Below are 16,100 nucleotides of genomic sequence, written 5' to 3' on the forward strand. Positions count from 1 at the left end.
CTGGTTTAGGGCCTGACGGTTTGTCACCTTTGTTGTGTGGTTGGGTTTGGTGCAAAGACTTTGACGAGCGTGGTTCAGTCATCGCCGCTGCGCGACGATAGAGATTGGGGCTTGACTTCGGGGCCCTTGCGAGGCGCTGATCGGCCGGAAAAGGCCGGGCTGAAAAGCGCCCGGCCGAGCTCTCGAAGCTAGCACCTCGCACCCAAAGTCAAGCCCCAATCTCAAGCGTGCGTGGCTGAGTTGGGTGGGCACGTCACCACACCGCTGTTCCGATGTGCAGCGCTCGTACGGGCTCGCCTTCGGCTTCGCGGCGGCTTGGGGCTCGCCTTCGGCTTCGCGTGGTCAGGCTCGGTCTCGTACCGAGCGGATTCGGGCGAGTAGTTCTTCTGCCTTGGAGCGGCCCTGTTCCACCTCGGCCAGGTTGCGGGTCGCGGTTTGGAGTTCGCGGCCTCGTTCGCCTGCCTCCATGCGGAGGGCTCGGTCCACCTCACGCAGTTCGGACTCGATGGCCTCGATGCGTTTGGCGAGGGCCTCGTCCAGGGCGAGGGAGAGGGCCTGTTCTGCCTCGATCAGTTGTTCTGCGGCCAGTTGGTCCACTGTGGAGCGGGCGTCGGCGATGGCGTCGGAGAGCCATTGTTTGACGTGTTGCTTTTCGGCCGTGTGGGTTCTGGTTCTGGCCATCCACCAACCCGCGCCCAGGCCCAGGGCGATGGTCACCGGGAGGACTATCGGGTTCAGGGCGGCTATGCCCAGGCCTGCCAGGGGCATCACGGCCAGTTTGCCTGCTCCCAGGCCGCCGGAGACGCCCATGAAGACGAGGAGTTTGTCCTCGGCTGTCGGAGGGCGTTTTTCTTTGGGGCGCAGGATTACCGGGGGTTGCTCGCCTCTGGCGAACTGGCCTCGGATCAGGGTCAGTTCGTCCGGGGAGAAGAGGGTGGCCAGGACGGCGTCGGTCACCTGGGACAGGCGGACTGAGAGGGCTGTGGAGATGCGGCCTGAGACGACCTGGAGTGCCGTGTCCACCTGTTGCGGGAGGGTGGCCAGGGCGGTTCGGTCTGCCTGGTCGATGGCTTGGCGGTACCAGGTTTGCAGGTCTCGCATCTGGCGGGAGATCTCGTGGGAGTTCTCTATGCGGGCCCGTTGGATCTCGCCCCTCAGGCGGACCTGCCAGCCTCGGGTTGAAGAGCGGCGTTCGGTTTGCAGTTCTTCTCGGCGGGCTCGGAGGTGGGCGGCCTCGTCCTCGCCCACGGAGAGGGCTCGTTTTTCTTGGTCCAGGCGGATTTCCAGTTCTGCCAGGACTGTGGTCAGGGCTCGCAGGGCGTTGGCTTCGGCGAGCATTCCCGCTCTGCCGGTCACCAGTTCCTGGAGAGTTGTTTGGAGGGTGGAGATGCCTGAGCGTTCGCGGAGCATGGCGGCGGCGTCCGGATTCGGGGCTTGGGCGGCCATGCTGAACATTCGGGACGAGACTGGATGGAAGGTGGCGTCGGCGAATCTTGGGGCGTGTTGGGCCAGGAGGGACTGGTTGGCTTCCAGGACTTGGCGCCAGCCTCGGTACTGGTCGGTTTTCGTCAGGGCGAAGACGACGGTTTCCACTCGGTCGCCCACGCGTTTGAGGAAGTCGAGTTCGCCTCTTGTGAACGGGGAGGAGGCGTCCACCACGAAGACCAGTGCGGTGGCTGAGGTGACGGCTTCCAATGCCAGTTCGCCGTGCACGGATTCGAGGCCGCCCACTCCTGGGGTGTCCACCACGGACATTCGTTCCAGGAGCGGGATCGGGGCGTCTACTTCCACGTAGCGCGGGGGGAGTTCGCCCTCGGGGAGGTCGTGGGCGGCGGAGACCCAGTTGATCAGGGCCGGTAGTGGGAAGCTGACCGGCGCGAGGAGGCCCGGGTAGCAGGCTCTGGCCGCCCAGGTCGGGCCGTGCTGGAAGACGAGGTAGGTCGAGGTGGCCACGTCCGCGTCCACCGGGGAGAGGCCCGGGGCCGACAGCAGGGCGTTGACCAGGGAGGACTTGCCTCGGTTGGTCTCGCCGACGACGACCACCGAGGAGACTTCGGGGGTCGCGCGGCGGGTCACCCAGTCGGCCATGGACGGGTCCAGGTCGCGGACCACGGACGTCAGGCGCTCGCGCGTTTGGCGGACCGTTTGGGAGAGGTTGCTCATCGGGCCGTGTAGACCGTGACTATCGGGGCGCGCAGGATGCGGCCTCGGTCGCAGAAGCCGGGGACCTCGGTCTCGGCCACCAGGCCCTGCAGCGAGAGGTCGTCGGTCGGGACGGCGCCGCCTGCCTCGTGTTGCGACGGGTCGAAGCGCTGGCCGTCGGCGCGGACCGCGGTCACGCCGATGGTCGACAGGCCTTCCTCGATGCGTTCGACCACGCCGGCACTGGCGCGGTCCAGCGCGTACAGGCACAGCTGGACCAGGGCGCGGCGTTCGGCCAGCGCCTGGTCGAGCAGCTCGTCGGCAATGGTCTCCACACCGTCGTCCGACGTCAGTTCGGCCGATTCGGTTCCGTTCGCGCTCATCGGTGCCCCCCAGCACGTAGTTGCTGCCACATGAGGAAATACGCCCGGTGGACGACGTGTGCCACTCGGGACTGCGCCGGGGTCGCGCCGAAGGAGGCGAACGAACGCCACCAGCCGGCCCGTTCCAGCGCGTAGGCGACCAGTTCCGCCACCGGTCGGCCGGGAAGGCCCAGCTGGGCCGCGATGTTCGGGGTGCTGCCGACGCGCAGCACCTCCTCGGTGAGGTCCGGGGCCAGTTCGACCGTGCCGGACGAGACCAGCGTCAACGCCTCGAGCAGCCTCAGCTGATGGGCTTCGGGGCGGGCCAGCAGGACCTCGATCGCGTCGTGCACGCGTTGCCGTTCGCCGGGGTCGGCCGCGGCCAGCGAAGTGACCGAGGCCAGCGCGGCGGCGGCCTTGATGCCGTCGGCGCGGGACCGGAAGACCGCGTCCAGACGGCCCCGGACGGCGGCGAACCCGGACGCGTCGAACAGCACGCGGCGCAACGCCCCCGCGGTCAGCGCCGGTTCGGCGTCGAGCGCCTCCAGCGCGCGGCCGATGCCGTAGAGGTCGAGCTTCTCCAGCAACCGGGAGCGGACGCCGGCCGCGACGTCGCAGTCCCACGACGTGAAGAGGTCGCCGGACATCAGCATCATCGTGCGGGTGTCGGTGTCCAGGGCGGCCAGCGCGCGCAACGCCTCGGCGTCGGCCGACGTGAACTCACCGGTCTCCGCGGACTCGGCGAGCAGGCTGATCACCGGCAGCACGTCCGCGACCCGGGGCTTCAGCAGAGCGGCCTGCTTCGCGGCGAGGATCTGCGCGGCCCGCCACACGTCACCTTCCGAGCCCTCAACGGTTTCCGGCGCCAGGGCGTCGACCTTGTTCAACGCGGCGATGGCGTTGACCGGGCCTGCCTCGCGGGACGCGGTGGCGGCGGTGAACGCGGCCAGGGTGGAGTGGTCGTCGGCGCGCACGCCCTGCGTCACGACGTACAGCACGGCCTCGGCACCCGCGACCGCGTTGCGCGACACGGGATCCAGCAGTTCCTCGGTCCGGGCGACCGAGTCGGCGTCCAACGATCCGAGGCCCGGTGTGTCGATGACGGTGATGTCGCGCAGCACGGCGTTCGTCAGGTACGCCTCGATGTGCGAAACACCTTGCACGCCAAGAGAAGCGGGGATCATGCCGTGGGCGTCGAACGGCAGCACCTGGCGCCGTCCGTCGCGCAGCACGACTTCGATGCGGTCGACCGTGCCGTACTGATACCGCGTCACGAGCCGGGTGCACTCACCGACGTCCGTGGGCGCGACGCGACGGCCGATCAACGCGTTCACCAACGTCGACTTGCCCGACTTGATCCGACCGGCGACCGCGACCTGCAACGGCGCGTGCAGCCGCCGCAGCACCTCCTGGAACCCGGCGGCGGTCTGCGGGGACACCTGCGGTTGCAGCGCAACGCACAGGTTGGCCACCGCCGCGCACAGCGGACCGGCCAGCTGTTGTCCCTGCTGCAACGCCGTCACGAGCACTGATCGTGCCACGGTTTGTGCGCGTGCGTGCGCGGGTAGCCACAGCGCATGGGTGACAGCTACGTGACGTTCCTAGTGCTGGGGATCGTCCTGGTCGTCGTGGACGGCCAGCTGATCTACCACGGCGGCAAGGGATACCTGAGGCGCGCCGCGTACGACGACGAGCAGGCCGCGGGCATGATGAAGCTGACGGCCGTGCTGTTCCACCTCGTCGTGCTCGGCCTGCTCGCGATCGTGTCGACCGTCGAGGTCAACACGGGCAACGCGGCGAAAGACCTGGTCCTGAAGTTGGGCGTGGTGCTCCTGCTGCTGGCACTGGCTCACGGCGCGACCATGGCGATCCTGGCGAGGATCAGGGATCGCCAGCTCCAGCAGCAACTCGCTGACCAGATGGCCGAGGAACACCGCATCTACGAAGAGCGCCAGGAAGAACGTCAGGCGCACATCGGCGAACCGCGGCCCGCGCCCAAGATCGAGTCGCCTCAGTAGTGGGCTCGCACGGCGTCCAGCGCCTCCCCCTCGCTGACGCCGAGTGACCTGGCCACGGCGACGAACTCCGCAGCAGCGGCGGAGAGCGGGTCCGGATTATGAGAAGGCAGGGCGGCCACCACGGTGCCCTGCCTTCGCCCTGTCGTGATCACGCCGGACACCTCCAGCTCCCGGTACGCCCGCGCGACCGTGCCGGCGGCGAGCCCGAGGTCGGCGGCGAGCTGGCGGATCGTCGGCAGCCGCGACCCGACCGGCAGCACTCCGCCGCTGATCAACCTCACCAGCTGGTCGCGCACCTGACGCCAGGGCGGGACACCGTTCTCGACGTCGACGACGATTCGGGGACCTGTCACCAGAAGATCTTCTTGGACACGTAGTTCGTGTTCGCCATCGCTATCCACGCGAGGATGCAGAACAACCCGAACCCGCCGCCCACCAGCGCGCCCACCACCGCCGCGCCGAGTCCCGCCGACACGTGCACGCTGCGGGTGCGCAGGGCCCGGTCGACCTCCTCGTCCCCGTCCGCGGGCCGGGCCACGGCCGCCCAGATGATCACCGCGACCGCGGCGACGGACACCACGAGCACGGGCAGCTGTTCGATGCGGAGAGTGACCAGGAGCACGACCACGCCGATCGCCACGATCGCGGCGTAGGCGATCAGCACGTACTGCGAGGCGATGTCGAACAGGCCGCGCGGCGTGAGCGAGGCCACCCGCTGCGAGCCCTCGCGGTGCAGCTGCGTCGCGATCAGTTCGGCGAGCAACGTGCCGCCCAGCACGATCGCCGCGAGCGATCCCACACCCCGGCCGGACGCGATCGGCAGGAACGACAACCCCACGTAGAGCCACGGGTAGAGCAGTCGCCGGCGCTTCAGGTACCGGACGGCGTCGTCGATCTGCCCCGGCGTCGGGTCGGACACCTTCCAGCTCTTGAGCAAACGCTTGCCGGTCGACTGGGTCGGCCACAGCAGGAGCAGCAAGAAGAGGCCGACGCCGGCCGCCCACAGGACGTTGTACATCGCGAACCCCCGAACTTTGTATCAACCCCTCGACACAATAACTCACACTGAAGTCGTACGGAGAGTCAACCCGTGGCGCGACGCGCGGAAGTTCGGCCCGGACCTAACCTTGACCGGTGCGGAGGTTCAGCCTGTGGATGAAGGCTCATCCGGCGTTCGGGGACTCCCTGATCGCCGGAATCTTGCTGATCTTCGACCTGGGCATCGGGGTCGCGATGGCCGGCCAGGGCATGTCGTTCTCGGCCTTCCTCGCCGTGACGGTGCTGATGCTCGGTCCGCTGCCGTTCCGCCGCTACCACCCGCTGGGCACGAGCTACCTGATCCTCACGGGCGGGTACCTCCAGCTCTTCACACACGGCATCGGCACCGAGGGCCTACCGGTCCGCATGTCGGACTTCGCGCTGGCCATCGCGCTCTACACGCTCGTCGCCTACACGACCCGCAAGACGGCGTTGATCTACATGGGCTGGCTGCTCGCGGGCACGCTGCTGTGGGCGATCTTCCGGGTCAGCGAGATCGGCGCCGTCTTCTTCGTCTTCTTGATCCTCGTGATCTTCGGCTTCAGCTGGGCGATGGGCGAGTTCATCGGCGCCCGCCGCGCCTACCAACGCGAGATGGAGCAACGGTTGGTGCTGTTGGAGACCGAACGCGACCAGCAGGCCAGGATCGCGGTCGGCGAGGAACGTTCGCGCATAGCCCGTGAGCTGCACGACGTCGTGGCGCACGCGGTGAGCGTGATGATCGTGCACGCCGACGGCGCCGCCTACGCGATCAGGTCGCAGCCGGAGATGGCGGAGAACGCGGTCCGCACGATCGCCGACACCGGACGCCTCGCGCTCACCGAGATGCGCCGCCTGCTGGGCGTGCTGCGCAGCGAGGACGCCGAGACGCAGTGGGCACCGCAGCCGGACGCGCGCGGCGTGGTCGAGCTCGCGGAGAACACCCGCGCCGCCGGCGTCCCCGTGCAGCTGGAGATCACCGGGGACGTGGACGACCTGCCCGTCGGCGTCGGCCTGAGCGTCTACCGGATCGTGCAGGAAGCGCTGACGAACGTGATCAAGCACGCGGGCTCCGACACCACCGCCCTGGTGCGGCTGGCGCGGACCCCGGAAGAGCTGCGGCTGGAAGTGACCGACAACGGCTTCGGCACTCCCCACGACGTGGTCAAGGTGTCCGGCGGCAACGGGCTGATCGGCATGAGGGAAAGGGCTGCGGTGCTGGGCGGCGAGTTCGAGGCGGGCCCCAACCCCGGTGGGGGCTGGCGCGTCCGCGCGACTTTCCCGCTGGCCGCATAGGGTGATCACGTGATCCGGGTGCTGCTCGTAGACGACCAGGAACTCATGCGGATGGGTTTCCGCATGGTGCTGGGCGCGCAGGAAGACATCGACGTGATCGGCGAGGCGGCCGACGGCCTCGACGCCGTGCAGATGGCCGACAAGCTGCGGCCCGACGTGGTGTTGATGGACGTCCGCATGCCCGTGATGGACGGGGTGGAGGCCACGAAGCGCATCGCCGAGGCCGACACGGCCAAGGTGCTGGTCATGACGACGTTCGACATGGACGAGTACGCGCTGTCGGCGTTGCGCAACGGCGCCAGCGGCTTCCTGCTGAAGGACACCCCGCCGTCCGACCTCGTGTCGGCGCTGCGGGCGGTGGCCTCCGGGGACGCGGTGGTCTCGCCGTCGGTGACCAAGCGACTGCTCGGCCGGTTCCTCGGCGACGGCGGCGGTGAGCTGCGCGACGCCTCGATGCTCGACGTGCTGACCGAACGCGAGCGCGAGGTGCTCGTGCTGATCGCGAAGGGCCTGTCGAACACCGAGATCGCCCGCAAGCTGTTCCTGTCCGAGGCGACGGTGAAGACGCACGTCGGACGGATCCTCGCGAAGCTGGAGCTGCGAGACCGGGTGCAGGCCGTGGTGCTGGCCTACGAGACCGGTCTCGTCCGCCCCGGCGATGCCTAGCGGTACTTCTCCGGGTCGGCGTCCACGGTCTGGCCCGCCATCCGCGGCTTCACCACGTCGTCCCACCAGTGGCCCCAGTCGGGCTGCGAGCCGTCGAGGTCGGTGAAGCCGTACTCGCGCTTGAGCTTCCACGACGACAGGCACTGGCCGGAGAACCTGGCGCGGCCCTTGTCCGCGGCGAGGTGCGCGATGCCGCGGCCGAGGTAGTGCGGCGTCTCGGAGATCGCGTAGTCCGGCACCTTCTCGACCGCGTCGCGCCAGTTCTGCTCGGTGACGCCGAACGTCTCCAGCATCTGCTCCGACCGCAGGAAGCCGGGGGTGACCGCCATCGCGGTCACGTTCGGGTGGTCCTTCAGGTCCTTCGCCAGCACCTCGCCGAACCGCCGCACGGAGTTCTTCACCGCGTCGTACGGCAGGTTCACGAAGTACGCCTCGCCGTCCTCGCCGTCGGTCACCTCGACGACCAGCCCGTCGTCGGACTTCAGCAGCAACGGCATCAGCTTGTGGATCGCGATCAGGTGCGTCTCGACGCCGTTGCGCCACATGTGCAACTGCTTGTCGAGGTCGTGCTCCCAGAACTTGCCCCACTCGACGAGGTTCTCGCCGCCCCAGGCGTTGTCGACGAAGACGTCGAGCTTCTCGATGCGTGCGGCCAGAGCGTCCACATCAGACGGAACGGTGAGGTCGCAGCGGACCGCGATCCCCTTGCCCCCGGCCGCGTCCACGAGCTCGGCGGTCTCCTCGATCGTCTCCGCCCGGTCGACCTCGGAGCGCTGCTCCCGCGTGGTCCGGCCGGCCACGAACACCGTCGCGCCCGCCGCACCCAGTTCGATCGCGATCGCGCGCCCCGCACCGCGCGTGGCCCCCGTGACGACGGCGACCTTCCCCTTCAGATCAGGCTCACTTCTTCGCGACACGCCTGACTCCCCTTCCTTCTCCCCAGGAGAGGACGACCATCTCGTCGCCCTCGACCAGCAACTGCACGACCTCGGTGACGTCGAAGCGGAAGAGGTCGATCTCCTCCGGCTTCGGCTCCCACTCCGTGCGCTCGAACAGGTCCTTCAGGTAGACCTCTTTGTCCGTCCAGAACTCGGCCGTGCCGCTGACCTTCGCGTCACCGGCCTCCGTCATGGACGCGGTCGTGGTCATGCAGTGCAGCGCGAACCTCGGATCGCGCCGCAAGTCTTTGGACTTCAAGGAGTTCGGCATCATGCCCGCCCAGAGGTGACCGTGCGCGAAGTCCGGTTCGATCCCGCTGATCCGCGGTGAGCCGTCCTTGCGCAGCGTCGCGATCAACGCGTGCCGGTCCGCCGCGAACCGGCTCTCGACGAACGCGGCCATCTCGGGCTGCTCGGCCGTGAACTCCGCCCAGGTAGCCATCAACGCATTCCCTTCAACACCAGGTCGACGTCCTCGCTCGTGCGCGCCATCAGGTCGCCACGCGGGCGCACGGACCAGTCCATCGAGATCCCGTAGATCAACGCGGCGAGGATCCTGGCCGCGTTCGGTGGCAGTTCCTCGGCCGCGCACAGGACTTCGAGCTCGTCCTCCAGCGCCGCGTAGTGCCTGGCCAGCAGCGCGCGCAACTCGGGGTCGATCAGGTCGACACCGAGCTGCGCCAGGTTGTTCGTGGCCACGACCGGATCGGCGAGCCGGTCGAACCAGGTCAGCAGCGCGTCGCGGACGTTGCCCGCCTCGCGCATCCGCCGCACGACCTCCTCGGTGCCGGCCCTCGTCAACGCCTGCAGCAGCCCGCTCTTCGACCCGAACCGCTTCGCCACCGCGCCGACCGACACCCCGGCCTCGGCCGCCACGTCCGCGACGGTGAACTCCGGCCCGCGCCGGTCGATGACGGCCGCGACGGCGTTCAGGATCCGTTCGTCGGTGATGGTGCGAGGTCGTGCCACGCGGTTAGTGAACCACAATTCACTAACCTTCGCATAGGGTGGCGTCACGTGACCTGGAGACCGCGCCTCATCGCCCTGGACATCGACGGAACCCTGACCCCGGTCGGCTCGAACGACATGGCTCCCGCCGTGAAAGCGGCCATTGCCCGGGCCGCTGACCACGGCACTCACGTCGTGCTCTGCACCGGTCGCAGCCTCATCGGCACCACCCCGATCGCGGCCCAGCTGCCCGTCGCGCACACGCTCTGCTCGAACGGCGCGGTGTGGTGGGACCCGCTGACGAAAGAGGTGACCAAGCGCACCACGTTCGATCCCGGCCCGACGATCAAGGCGTTGCAGGCGTTGCTCACCGACGTGGTGTTCGCGGTCGAGCTGACCGGCGTCGGCAGCCTGTCGATGGGCTCGTTCCTGCCGGGTGACCTGTGGGGCGTGACGTCGGAGGTCACGTTCGAGGAGATGGTGGCGACGCCGACACCCCGGCTGGTCATGCGCTGGCTCGACCACACGCCGGCGGAGCTCTCGTTCGCCCTGCGGGAGCTGGCACTGCCGGGGGTCGAGTGGTCCGTCGACCACACCGAGGCGTGGCTGACGGCCGTGCCCGCCGACATCTCCAAGGGCGCCGAGCTCGACGAACTCGCGGCACAGCTGGGAGTTCGTCCCGAGGACGCGCTGGCGATCGGGGACGGGGCGAACGACGTCGAGATGTTGCGGTGGGCCGGGCTCGGTGTCGCGATGGGACAGGCGCCGGAGCACGTGAAGGCCGCGGCGGACGAGGTGGCGCCGACCGTGCTGGAGGACGGCGCCGCTCAGGTGATCAACCGCTACTTCCCTTAGACACAGCCCTGGACGGTCTCGCGGAGCCAGCGTTGCGCCGGGTCTGCGTCCAGCCTCGCGTGCCAGAACATGCGGACCTCGATGGCGGGCAGACCGGCGTCGACCGGGAACCAGCGCAGGCCTGCGGGGTACTGCGCGGCGAGGCGTCGTGGCACCAGTCCCACGTGGTCGCTCGACGCCACGAGCTGGGCGGCGGCGCTGAAGAACGGGACGACGGCGGTGACGTGGCGTTGCAGGCCCTTGGCTTGCAACGCCGTGTCGAGCGGTCCTCGGGTGCGGCCTCGCCGGGACACCGAGACGTGCGGGTGGCGGCACAGCTGCCGGAGCGTCGGCCGGTTGCCGAGCGGGTGGCCGGTGCGGACGATGCCGACCATCTGTTCGGTGAACAGCACGGCGGACCGCATGTCGGCCTCAGTGTCGTCGCCCGCGCCGATGTCCAGGTCGACCGACCCGTTCCGCAACGCCTCTGCGCTGTCGTCGCCTTCGGGCACGAACCGCAGCACCACGCCGGGAGCCTGCGCCGCCACGGCGTTGACCAGCGGAGCCAGCACACCGTCCGCGACGCGGATCGTGAACGTCCGGCGCAGCTCGGCCAGGTCGGGTTCCCTGGCGTGGATCAGCGCGGAAGCCTCGTCCAGCAGCGTCCGGACCCGCGGCGCGATCCGCAGCGCGAACGGCGTCGGCACCAGCCCGCGACCCGCTCGGACCAGGACGGGATCGCCCATCGCCCGGCGCAACCGCGCCAACGCCCTGCTGGTGGCGGGAACGGACAGGTGCAGCCGCTCGGCCGCCGCGGTGACGCTGCCGTCCTGGAGCAGGGCGTCGAACACGCGCAGGAGGTTCAGATCCAGCTGATCAGGCACCTTTGCATCGTATGCAACTCTGCCTTGCCAAAGTTGCGTGGCGAGCAAGGGTCATCGGTTTCTAGCGTCGTGGCATGACAACCTTCGAGGCCAACGTGACCGCGTTCATGCTCGTCAAGACCATGCCGAAGTGGCTGGCGCTGACCGTTCCGCAGCGGATCGAGGTGATGGAGACCTACGTGCTCCCCGCCATCAAGGCGAAGGCCGACGGCGTGCGGTCGCGCTTCTACGACACCGAGTTCTACTCGGCTCGCGTGACGGACATCTGGGTGTGGGAGGCGCGCGACCACGAGTCGTACCAGCGGCTCGTGGACGCGCTGCGCGACACCCCGTTCTGGGACGACTACTTCCAGGTCGTGGAACTGCTGGTCGGGGTGGAGAACGGGTACGCGCGCAACCACGGCGTGGACCCGATCGCCACCGTCGGCTAGTCGGAGACGTTCTGCACGGCGACGACCTTGTCGACCTTCACGCGCACGACCAGCTCGCCCGGCACGCCGTTGCGGTCGGCGTACTCGTCGGCGCGGTCGTCGCCCATGTAGCGCGCGGCGGTGCGGCCCGCCCAGTACTTGAGCTGGTCCGGGTCCTCGTCGACGACGGCCTGGCCGGTGATCGTCACGAAGTTGAACGGCGGGGTCTCGTCGTCGAAGCAGATGGCCACCCGGCCGTCCCGCAGGATCGACTTGCCCTTGATCGTGTCGCGCGCCGTCAGGAAGACGACGTCGGGGCCGTCGAGGTCCACCCAGACCGGCGCGACGTGCGGCGATCCGTCCTTGCGGGTGACCGCGAGCTTGCCGGTGCGGGCCGGCTTGGCCAGGACGAACTCGCGCCACCAGCCTTCCGGAGCTTCCGTGTATCCCATGTGGCTCATTCAACTACGACGGAGGTAGCGGCACCGGACGACGGAAGTTGACGCACACCGCAGACCGCAGGGCGATGTGGTCTCACCCCTCGAAGCGGGAAGGTATTCCCATCACCGAGAGGGGAAAGCCAATGATCGAGGCAGTCGGCCTCACCAAGAGATACGGCAGGACGGTCGCGGTCGACGACCTGTCGTTCACCGTCCAGCCTGGACGGGTGACCGGATTCCTCGGTCCGAACGGCGCGGGCAAGTCCACCACGATGCGGATGATCCTGGGGCTCGACCGTCCGTCGGCAGGCCGCGTGCTGATCGACGGCAAGCCCTACACCGAACTGAGCCGTCCACTGAGGACGGTCGGCGCCCTGCTCGACGCCAAGTGGGTGCACCCGAACCGCTCCGCCCGCGCTCACCTGCGCTGGCTCGCGAAGTCCAACGGGCTGCCGGACAACCGCGTCGACGCCGTGCTCGAGTCCGTCGGCCTCACCCAGGTCGCGGGCAAGAACGCCGGCGGGTTCTCGCTCGGCATGTCGCAGCGGCTGGGGATCGCCGCGGCACTGCTCGGCGACCCGAAGGTGCTGCTGTTCGACGAGCCGGTGAACGGCCTGGACCCCGAGGGCATCCTCTGGATCCGCACGTTCATGCAGAACCTCGCCGCCGAGGGCCGCACGGTCCTGGTGTCGAGCCACCTCCTGTCGGAGATGGCGCTCACGGCCAGCGAGCTCGTGGTGATCGGCAAGGGGAAGCTGATCACGCAGAGCACCACGCAGGAGTTCATCGACCGATCAACGGGTAACTCCGTTCTCGTGCGCAGCCCTCACCTGTTCAAACTCGGCCCGTTGCTCGTCGACAAGGGCTTCACGGTCCGTGACAGCGCGGACGACGCGTTGTCCGTATCGGGTGCCACCAGTGACCAGATCGGGGACATCGCCGCTGCGAACGGTGTCGTCCTGCACGAGCTGAGCCCCCAGCGCGGTTCGCTCGAAGAGGCGTTCATGCAGCTGACCGGCGATGCTGTCGAGTACCACGCAGAGATCGGGAAGTGAGTCTGATGACCCTGTTGGCAGTTGAGAGAATCAAGCTCTTCTCGACCCGTTCGCCCTACTGGTGCAGCGCGCTCGCCATCGTCCTGGGCGTCGGCCTCACCGCGATCTTCGCGGCGGCCACCGACGGTCCCGTGCCGCTCGGCCTCACCCAGATCGGCAGCAGCCAGCTCGCCATCGCGGTCGTGCTGGTGATGGCGGCGATCGCGGTCACCACCGAGTACCGCTTCAACACCATCCGATCGACGTTCCTCGCGGTGCCGAACCGCACGTCCGCACTGGTCGCGAAGACCGTCGTGGTCGCGTTCATCGCCGGTGTGCTCGGCGAGATCATCGCGTTCGGTTCGTGGGGCATCGCGAAGGTCATCTCGCCCAGCTCGGACCTCGCCATCAACACGGCGGCCGAGTGGCGGCACGTGGCGGGCATCGGCCTGATCTACGCGTTCGGCGCGGTCATCGCGGTGGCCATCGGCATCCTGGTCCGCCAGACCGCGGGCGCCGTCGCGATCCTGCTGGTGTGGCAGATGCTGGCCGAGGGCCTGATCGGGATCATCCCGAAGGCCGGCGTGAAGATCCAGGCGTGGCTGCCGTTCCAGAACGCCACCCACTTCGTCTCGATGGGCGCGGACAGCCCTGAGCAGGGCGGTGCGGGAGTCGACTTCAAGCTGAGCGAATGGGGTTCGCTCGGGTACTTCGCCGGAGTCGCCATCGCACTCCTGGTGGTCGCTCTGATCGTCGCGAAGCGGCGGGACGCGTGACCCGTTCCGAATAAAGGGGGAGAGGGACCTGGGTCATCCGTCGGGGGATGACCCAGGTCCCTGTCAGTTCTTCGAGCGAACCGGGAGAGGCCATGATCGAAGCAGTGCGGTTGAGCAAGCACTACGGCCGGACCAAGGCCGTCGACGACCTGTCGTTCACCGTCCGGCCCGGCCGGGTCACGGGCTTCCTCGGCCCGAACGGCGCCGGCAAGTCCACGACGATGCGGATGATCCTCGGCCTCGACACCCCCACCGGTGGTGACGTCAGGATCGACGGGCAGCACTACGCCCAGCTCAAGCGGCCGCTGACCAAGGTCGGCGCGTTGCTCGACGCGAAGTGGGTGCACCCCAACCGGTCCGCGCGCTCGCACCTCAAGTGGCTCGCGGCGTCCAACAGCATCCCGGCCGGCCGGGTCGACCAGGTGCTGGAGATCGTCGGCCTGACCGAGGTCGCGGGCAAGAACGCCGGCGGGTTCTCCCTCGGCATGTCGCAGCGGCTCGGCATCGCGGGCGCGCTGCTCGGCGACCCCGAGGTGCTGCTGTTCGACGAGCCGGTGAACGGCCTCGACCCCGAGGGCATCCTCTGGATCCGGCAGTTCATGCACCGCCTCGCGGACGAGGGCCGCACGGTGTTCGTGTCGAGCCACCTGCTGTCGGAGATGTCGCAGACCGCGCAGGACCTGATCGTGATCGGCAAGGGACAGCTGATCGCGCAGACGTCCACCGAGCAGTTCATCGCCGACGCGACCCAGGACACCGTCCGGGTCCGGTCGCCGCACGCCGCGAAGCTGCGCGAGATCCTCGCGGCGCACGCGACCGTGACGGACGACTCGGTGAGCGGATCGCTGGTCGTGCAGGGCATCTCCGCGCAGCAGATCGGCGAGTTCGCGGCGGAGAACCAGATCGTGCTGCACGAGCTCAGCCCTCAGCGCGGGTCGCTGGAGGAGGCGTTCATGCAGCTCACCAGGGAGTCGGTGGAGTACCAGGCGCACTGATCGCCTTGGGGCGCCGCGACCTGACGGCGGGCAGGACGATCAGCAACGCCGTCAGGAGCGCGGTGCCGCCCGTGACCGCCGCGACGAATGGCAGCCGGGCGGCGATGTCGACCGGTTCGCGCGGCTTCTCGGCCGCGAGCGTCGGAACCGGTTGCGTCGTCGAGGGTTTCGGTGCCGGCAGCAGCGGGTTGCGGTCCACCGGCGGGAGTTGCGCGGCCAGTGCGGCCGTCGGGTTGACCATGCCGAACCCGGTCGTGGCGTCACGGCCGGGTTCCGCCATGTCGGTGGCCGTCCTGACCAACGCGTTGACGACGTCCTTCGCCGCCATCTGCGGGTGCTTCGCGCGCACCAGCGCCGCGACCCCGGACACGATGGCCGACGCCGCGCTCGTGCCGTCCATCTCGGCGTATCCGCTCTCGTAGACGCTCTCGGGTGCGACCGTCACGATGCCCACCGCCGGTGCCGTGAGCACGGTGTCCGCACCGACGTTGGACGACGCCCACGGCTTGCCGTCCTTGGTGGTGCCCGCGACCGCGATCACGCCGCTGATGTTGGCGGGCGCGGAGACGTCCTTGCCCTCGTTGCCGGTGGCGGCGACGAGCACGACGTCCTTCTCGATCGCGTAGTTCACGGCCTTGACCAGCGAGGGAGTCATCGAACTGGAGAAGCCCAGGGACAGGTTGATCACCTTGGCGCCGTGGTCGGCGGCCCACCTGATGCTCTCGCCGATGATGTCGAGGCCGAACTGCTCCTTCTCGTCGGCGCTCGCGATCGGCAGGATCTTGGCGCCGGGCGCGATGCCGAGCGCACCACCGCCACGTCCGATAGCAGCGATGATGCCCGCCATGCCTGTACCGTGGCCATCAGTGTCGGTGGTGCCGTCGGTGCCCTTCGACCGTCCGAAGCCCGTTCCGGGCAACACCTGCCCCGCGAGGTCGGGGTGTTTCGCGTCGACGCCAGAGTCGATGACCGCAACGACCACGCCGTCGCCGCGGGTCTGAGCTTGAGCCGAGTAGACGTCGAGTGCGTCGAGGTGCCACTCCTGTTCCTCGATCGACTGCGCGGCGAGCAGCAACGGCAGTGCGACGACGAGGGCGTGGAGCAGGGGCACGTCAGCTACATCGTGTTTCCAGGTCAGGACGCAACGTGCCTGGCGTCACAGCTTGCGTAAGAGCACTGTTAACAAGCCGTGAAAAACGGCATTTTGGACATCATCGACGTTTGGCTTCACGTTCAATGGGGTTATCCCCGCCGCGGAGGTGGCCAGTGGTTCGTGTGGAAGCAATGCTCGGTCTCGAGTGGTCCAGTGCTTTGGAAGCTCCCAACCCCGCCGAAATCGC

General features: G+C 68.6%; 19 protein-coding genes. 8 read left to right on the top strand and 11 right to left on the bottom strand.

Annotation, left to right across the window (positions count from 1 at the left end; all coding sequences use genetic code 11):
* Positions 1-342: 342 nt before the first annotated feature.
* From ACFWNN_RS19110 to ACFWNN_RS19120, 3 genes are read right to left on the bottom strand one after another with little or no spacing between them, the layout of a single operon-like run.
* The gene (locus ACFWNN_RS19110; protein WP_382441246.1) at positions 343-2,163 is read right to left on the bottom strand and encodes a dynamin family protein; all 1,821 of its coding nucleotides are present in this window, start codon (positions 2,161-2,163) and stop codon (positions 343-345) included.
* Positions 2,160-2,525 (bottom strand): nucleotide exchange factor GrpE, encoded by a 366-nt coding sequence (grpE, locus tag ACFWNN_RS19115; protein ID WP_382441247.1) that lies wholly within the window; start codon positions 2,523-2,525, stop codon positions 2,160-2,162. The genes ACFWNN_RS19110 and grpE overlap by 4 nt, the downstream gene beginning before the upstream one ends.
* A complete protein-coding gene (locus tag ACFWNN_RS19120; RefSeq protein WP_382441366.1) occupies positions 2,522-4,027 on the bottom strand; it encodes a dynamin family protein in 1,506 nt (501 codons plus the stop codon). The genes grpE and ACFWNN_RS19120 overlap by 4 nt, the downstream gene beginning before the upstream one ends.
* A 54-nt stretch (positions 4,028-4,081) precedes the next feature.
* Between ACFWNN_RS19120 and ACFWNN_RS19125 the strand changes: the two genes are divergently transcribed.
* Positions 4,082-4,522 carry a hypothetical protein gene (locus ACFWNN_RS19125; RefSeq protein ID WP_382441248.1) on the top strand — a complete coding sequence of 147 codons (441 nt, stop codon included), beginning with the start codon at positions 4,082-4,084 and terminating at the stop codon, positions 4,520-4,522.
* On the opposite strand, the gene ACFWNN_RS19130 is transcribed toward ACFWNN_RS19125, so the two are convergent.
* On the bottom strand, positions 4,516-4,875 hold the full coding sequence (locus ACFWNN_RS19130) for a GntR family transcriptional regulator (protein ID WP_382441249.1): 360 nt from the start codon (positions 4,873-4,875) through the stop codon (positions 4,516-4,518). The genes ACFWNN_RS19125 and ACFWNN_RS19130 overlap by 7 nt on opposite strands.
* The gene (locus tag ACFWNN_RS19135) at positions 4,872-5,540 is read right to left on the bottom strand and encodes a hypothetical protein (RefSeq protein WP_382441250.1); all 669 of its coding nucleotides are present in this window, start codon (positions 5,538-5,540) and stop codon (positions 4,872-4,874) included. The genes ACFWNN_RS19130 and ACFWNN_RS19135 overlap by 4 nt, the downstream gene beginning before the upstream one ends.
* Positions 5,541-5,656: 116 nt before the next feature.
* On the opposite strand from ACFWNN_RS19135, the gene ACFWNN_RS19140 reads away from it, so the two are divergent.
* Both ACFWNN_RS19140 and ACFWNN_RS19145 read left to right on the top strand, forming a co-directional pair.
* Positions 5,657-6,835: a sensor histidine kinase gene (locus tag ACFWNN_RS19140; protein WP_382441251.1), complete on the top strand. Its 1,179-nt coding sequence runs from the start codon at positions 5,657-5,659 to the stop codon at positions 6,833-6,835.
* A 9-nt stretch (positions 6,836-6,844) separates the two neighbouring features.
* Entirely contained in the window at positions 6,845-7,501 is a 657-nt protein-coding gene (locus ACFWNN_RS19145) for a response regulator transcription factor (RefSeq protein ID WP_089918409.1), read from the top strand.
* Here the strand turns inward: ACFWNN_RS19145 and ACFWNN_RS19150 are convergent.
* From ACFWNN_RS19150 to ACFWNN_RS19160, 3 genes are read right to left on the bottom strand one after another with little or no spacing between them, the layout of a single operon-like run.
* Entirely contained in the window at positions 7,498-8,418 is a 921-nt protein-coding gene (locus ACFWNN_RS19150) for an SDR family oxidoreductase (RefSeq protein WP_382441252.1), read from the bottom strand. The genes ACFWNN_RS19145 and ACFWNN_RS19150 overlap by 4 nt on opposite strands.
* Positions 8,402-8,881, bottom strand: coding sequence for a pyridoxamine 5'-phosphate oxidase family protein (locus ACFWNN_RS19155; RefSeq protein WP_382441253.1), 480 nt, complete (start codon positions 8,879-8,881; stop codon positions 8,402-8,404). Before ACFWNN_RS19155 ends, ACFWNN_RS19150 begins: the two co-directional genes overlap by 17 nt.
* The gene (locus ACFWNN_RS19160) at positions 8,881-9,408 is read right to left on the bottom strand and encodes a TetR/AcrR family transcriptional regulator (protein WP_382441254.1); all 528 of its coding nucleotides are present in this window, start codon (positions 9,406-9,408) and stop codon (positions 8,881-8,883) included. The genes ACFWNN_RS19155 and ACFWNN_RS19160 overlap by 1 nt, the downstream gene beginning before the upstream one ends.
* A gap of 48 nt (positions 9,409-9,456) precedes the next feature.
* Between ACFWNN_RS19160 and ACFWNN_RS19165 the strand changes: the two genes are divergently transcribed.
* Complete coding sequence (locus ACFWNN_RS19165; protein WP_382441255.1) at positions 9,457-10,242, top strand: HAD family hydrolase; 786 nt, start codon at positions 9,457-9,459, stop codon at positions 10,240-10,242.
* Here ACFWNN_RS19165 and ACFWNN_RS19170 read toward each other — a convergent pair.
* Entirely contained in the window at positions 10,239-11,105 is an 867-nt protein-coding gene (locus tag ACFWNN_RS19170) for a LysR family transcriptional regulator (RefSeq protein WP_382441256.1), read from the bottom strand. The two genes, ACFWNN_RS19165 and ACFWNN_RS19170, sit on opposite strands and share 4 nt — an antisense overlap.
* A gap of 74 nt (positions 11,106-11,179) precedes the next feature.
* Between ACFWNN_RS19170 and ACFWNN_RS19175 the strand changes: the two genes are divergently transcribed.
* Positions 11,180-11,536: a darcynin family protein gene (locus tag ACFWNN_RS19175; RefSeq protein ID WP_382441257.1), complete on the top strand. Its 357-nt coding sequence runs from the start codon at positions 11,180-11,182 to the stop codon at positions 11,534-11,536.
* Here ACFWNN_RS19175 and ACFWNN_RS19180 read toward each other — a convergent pair.
* Complete coding sequence (locus ACFWNN_RS19180; protein ID WP_382441258.1) at positions 11,533-11,967, bottom strand: PPOX class F420-dependent oxidoreductase; 435 nt, start codon at positions 11,965-11,967, stop codon at positions 11,533-11,535. The two genes, ACFWNN_RS19175 and ACFWNN_RS19180, sit on opposite strands and share 4 nt — an antisense overlap.
* A 131-nt stretch (positions 11,968-12,098) precedes the next feature.
* On the opposite strand from ACFWNN_RS19180, the gene ACFWNN_RS19185 reads away from it, so the two are divergent.
* The 3 genes from ACFWNN_RS19185 to ACFWNN_RS19195 all read left to right on the top strand — a co-directional run bounded on the left by ACFWNN_RS19185 (position 12,099) and on the right by ACFWNN_RS19195 (position 14,760).
* Positions 12,099-13,010 carry an ABC transporter ATP-binding protein gene (locus ACFWNN_RS19185; RefSeq protein WP_382441259.1) on the top strand — a complete coding sequence of 304 codons (912 nt, stop codon included), beginning with the start codon at positions 12,099-12,101 and terminating at the stop codon, positions 13,008-13,010.
* A gap of 5 nt (positions 13,011-13,015) precedes the next feature.
* Entirely contained in the window at positions 13,016-13,765 is a 750-nt protein-coding gene (locus ACFWNN_RS19190) for a hypothetical protein (protein ID WP_382441260.1), read from the top strand.
* A gap of 92 nt (positions 13,766-13,857) precedes the next feature.
* The gene (locus tag ACFWNN_RS19195; RefSeq protein WP_382441261.1) at positions 13,858-14,760 is read left to right on the top strand and encodes an ABC transporter ATP-binding protein; all 903 of its coding nucleotides are present in this window, start codon (positions 13,858-13,860) and stop codon (positions 14,758-14,760) included.
* On the opposite strand, the gene mycP is transcribed toward ACFWNN_RS19195, so the two are convergent.
* Entirely contained in the window at positions 14,726-15,871 is a 1,146-nt protein-coding gene (mycP, locus tag ACFWNN_RS19200; RefSeq protein ID WP_382441262.1) for a type VII secretion-associated serine protease mycosin, read from the bottom strand. The two genes, ACFWNN_RS19195 and mycP, sit on opposite strands and share 35 nt — an antisense overlap.
* Positions 15,872-16,100: the final 229 nt, after the last annotated feature.

It is taken from the genome of Lentzea sp. NPDC058450 (assembly GCF_042721395.1).
Lineage (GTDB): Bacteria > Actinomycetota > Actinomycetes > Mycobacteriales > Pseudonocardiaceae > Lentzea.

Excerpts from the sequence above, each read along its gene's own strand:
- ACFWNN_RS19135 (WP_382441250.1), bottom strand. The coding sequence starts at position 5,540 with ATGTACAACGTCCTGTGGGCGGCCGGCGTCGGCCTCTTCTTGCTGCTC.
- grpE (WP_382441247.1), bottom strand. The coding sequence starts at position 2,525 with ATGAGCGCGAACGGAACCGAATCGGCCGAACTGACGTCGGACGACGGT.
- ACFWNN_RS19195 (WP_382441261.1), top strand. The coding sequence starts at position 13,858 with ATGATCGAAGCAGTGCGGTTGAGCAAGCACTACGGCCGGACCAAGGCC.
- ACFWNN_RS19155 (WP_382441253.1), bottom strand. The coding sequence starts at position 8,881 with ATGGCTACCTGGGCGGAGTTCACGGCCGAGCAGCCCGAGATGGCCGCG.
- ACFWNN_RS19190 (WP_382441260.1), top strand. The coding sequence starts at position 13,016 with ATGACCCTGTTGGCAGTTGAGAGAATCAAGCTCTTCTCGACCCGTTCG.
- ACFWNN_RS19175 (WP_382441257.1), top strand. The coding sequence starts at position 11,180 with ATGACAACCTTCGAGGCCAACGTGACCGCGTTCATGCTCGTCAAGACC.
- ACFWNN_RS19185 (WP_382441259.1), top strand. The coding sequence starts at position 12,099 with ATGATCGAGGCAGTCGGCCTCACCAAGAGATACGGCAGGACGGTCGCG.
- ACFWNN_RS19110 (WP_382441246.1), bottom strand. The coding sequence starts at position 2,163 with ATGAGCAACCTCTCCCAAACGGTCCGCCAAACGCGCGAGCGCCTGACG.
- ACFWNN_RS19125 (WP_382441248.1), top strand. The coding sequence starts at position 4,082 with ATGGGTGACAGCTACGTGACGTTCCTAGTGCTGGGGATCGTCCTGGTC.
- ACFWNN_RS19180 (WP_382441258.1), bottom strand. The coding sequence starts at position 11,967 with ATGGGATACACGGAAGCTCCGGAAGGCTGGTGGCGCGAGTTCGTCCTG.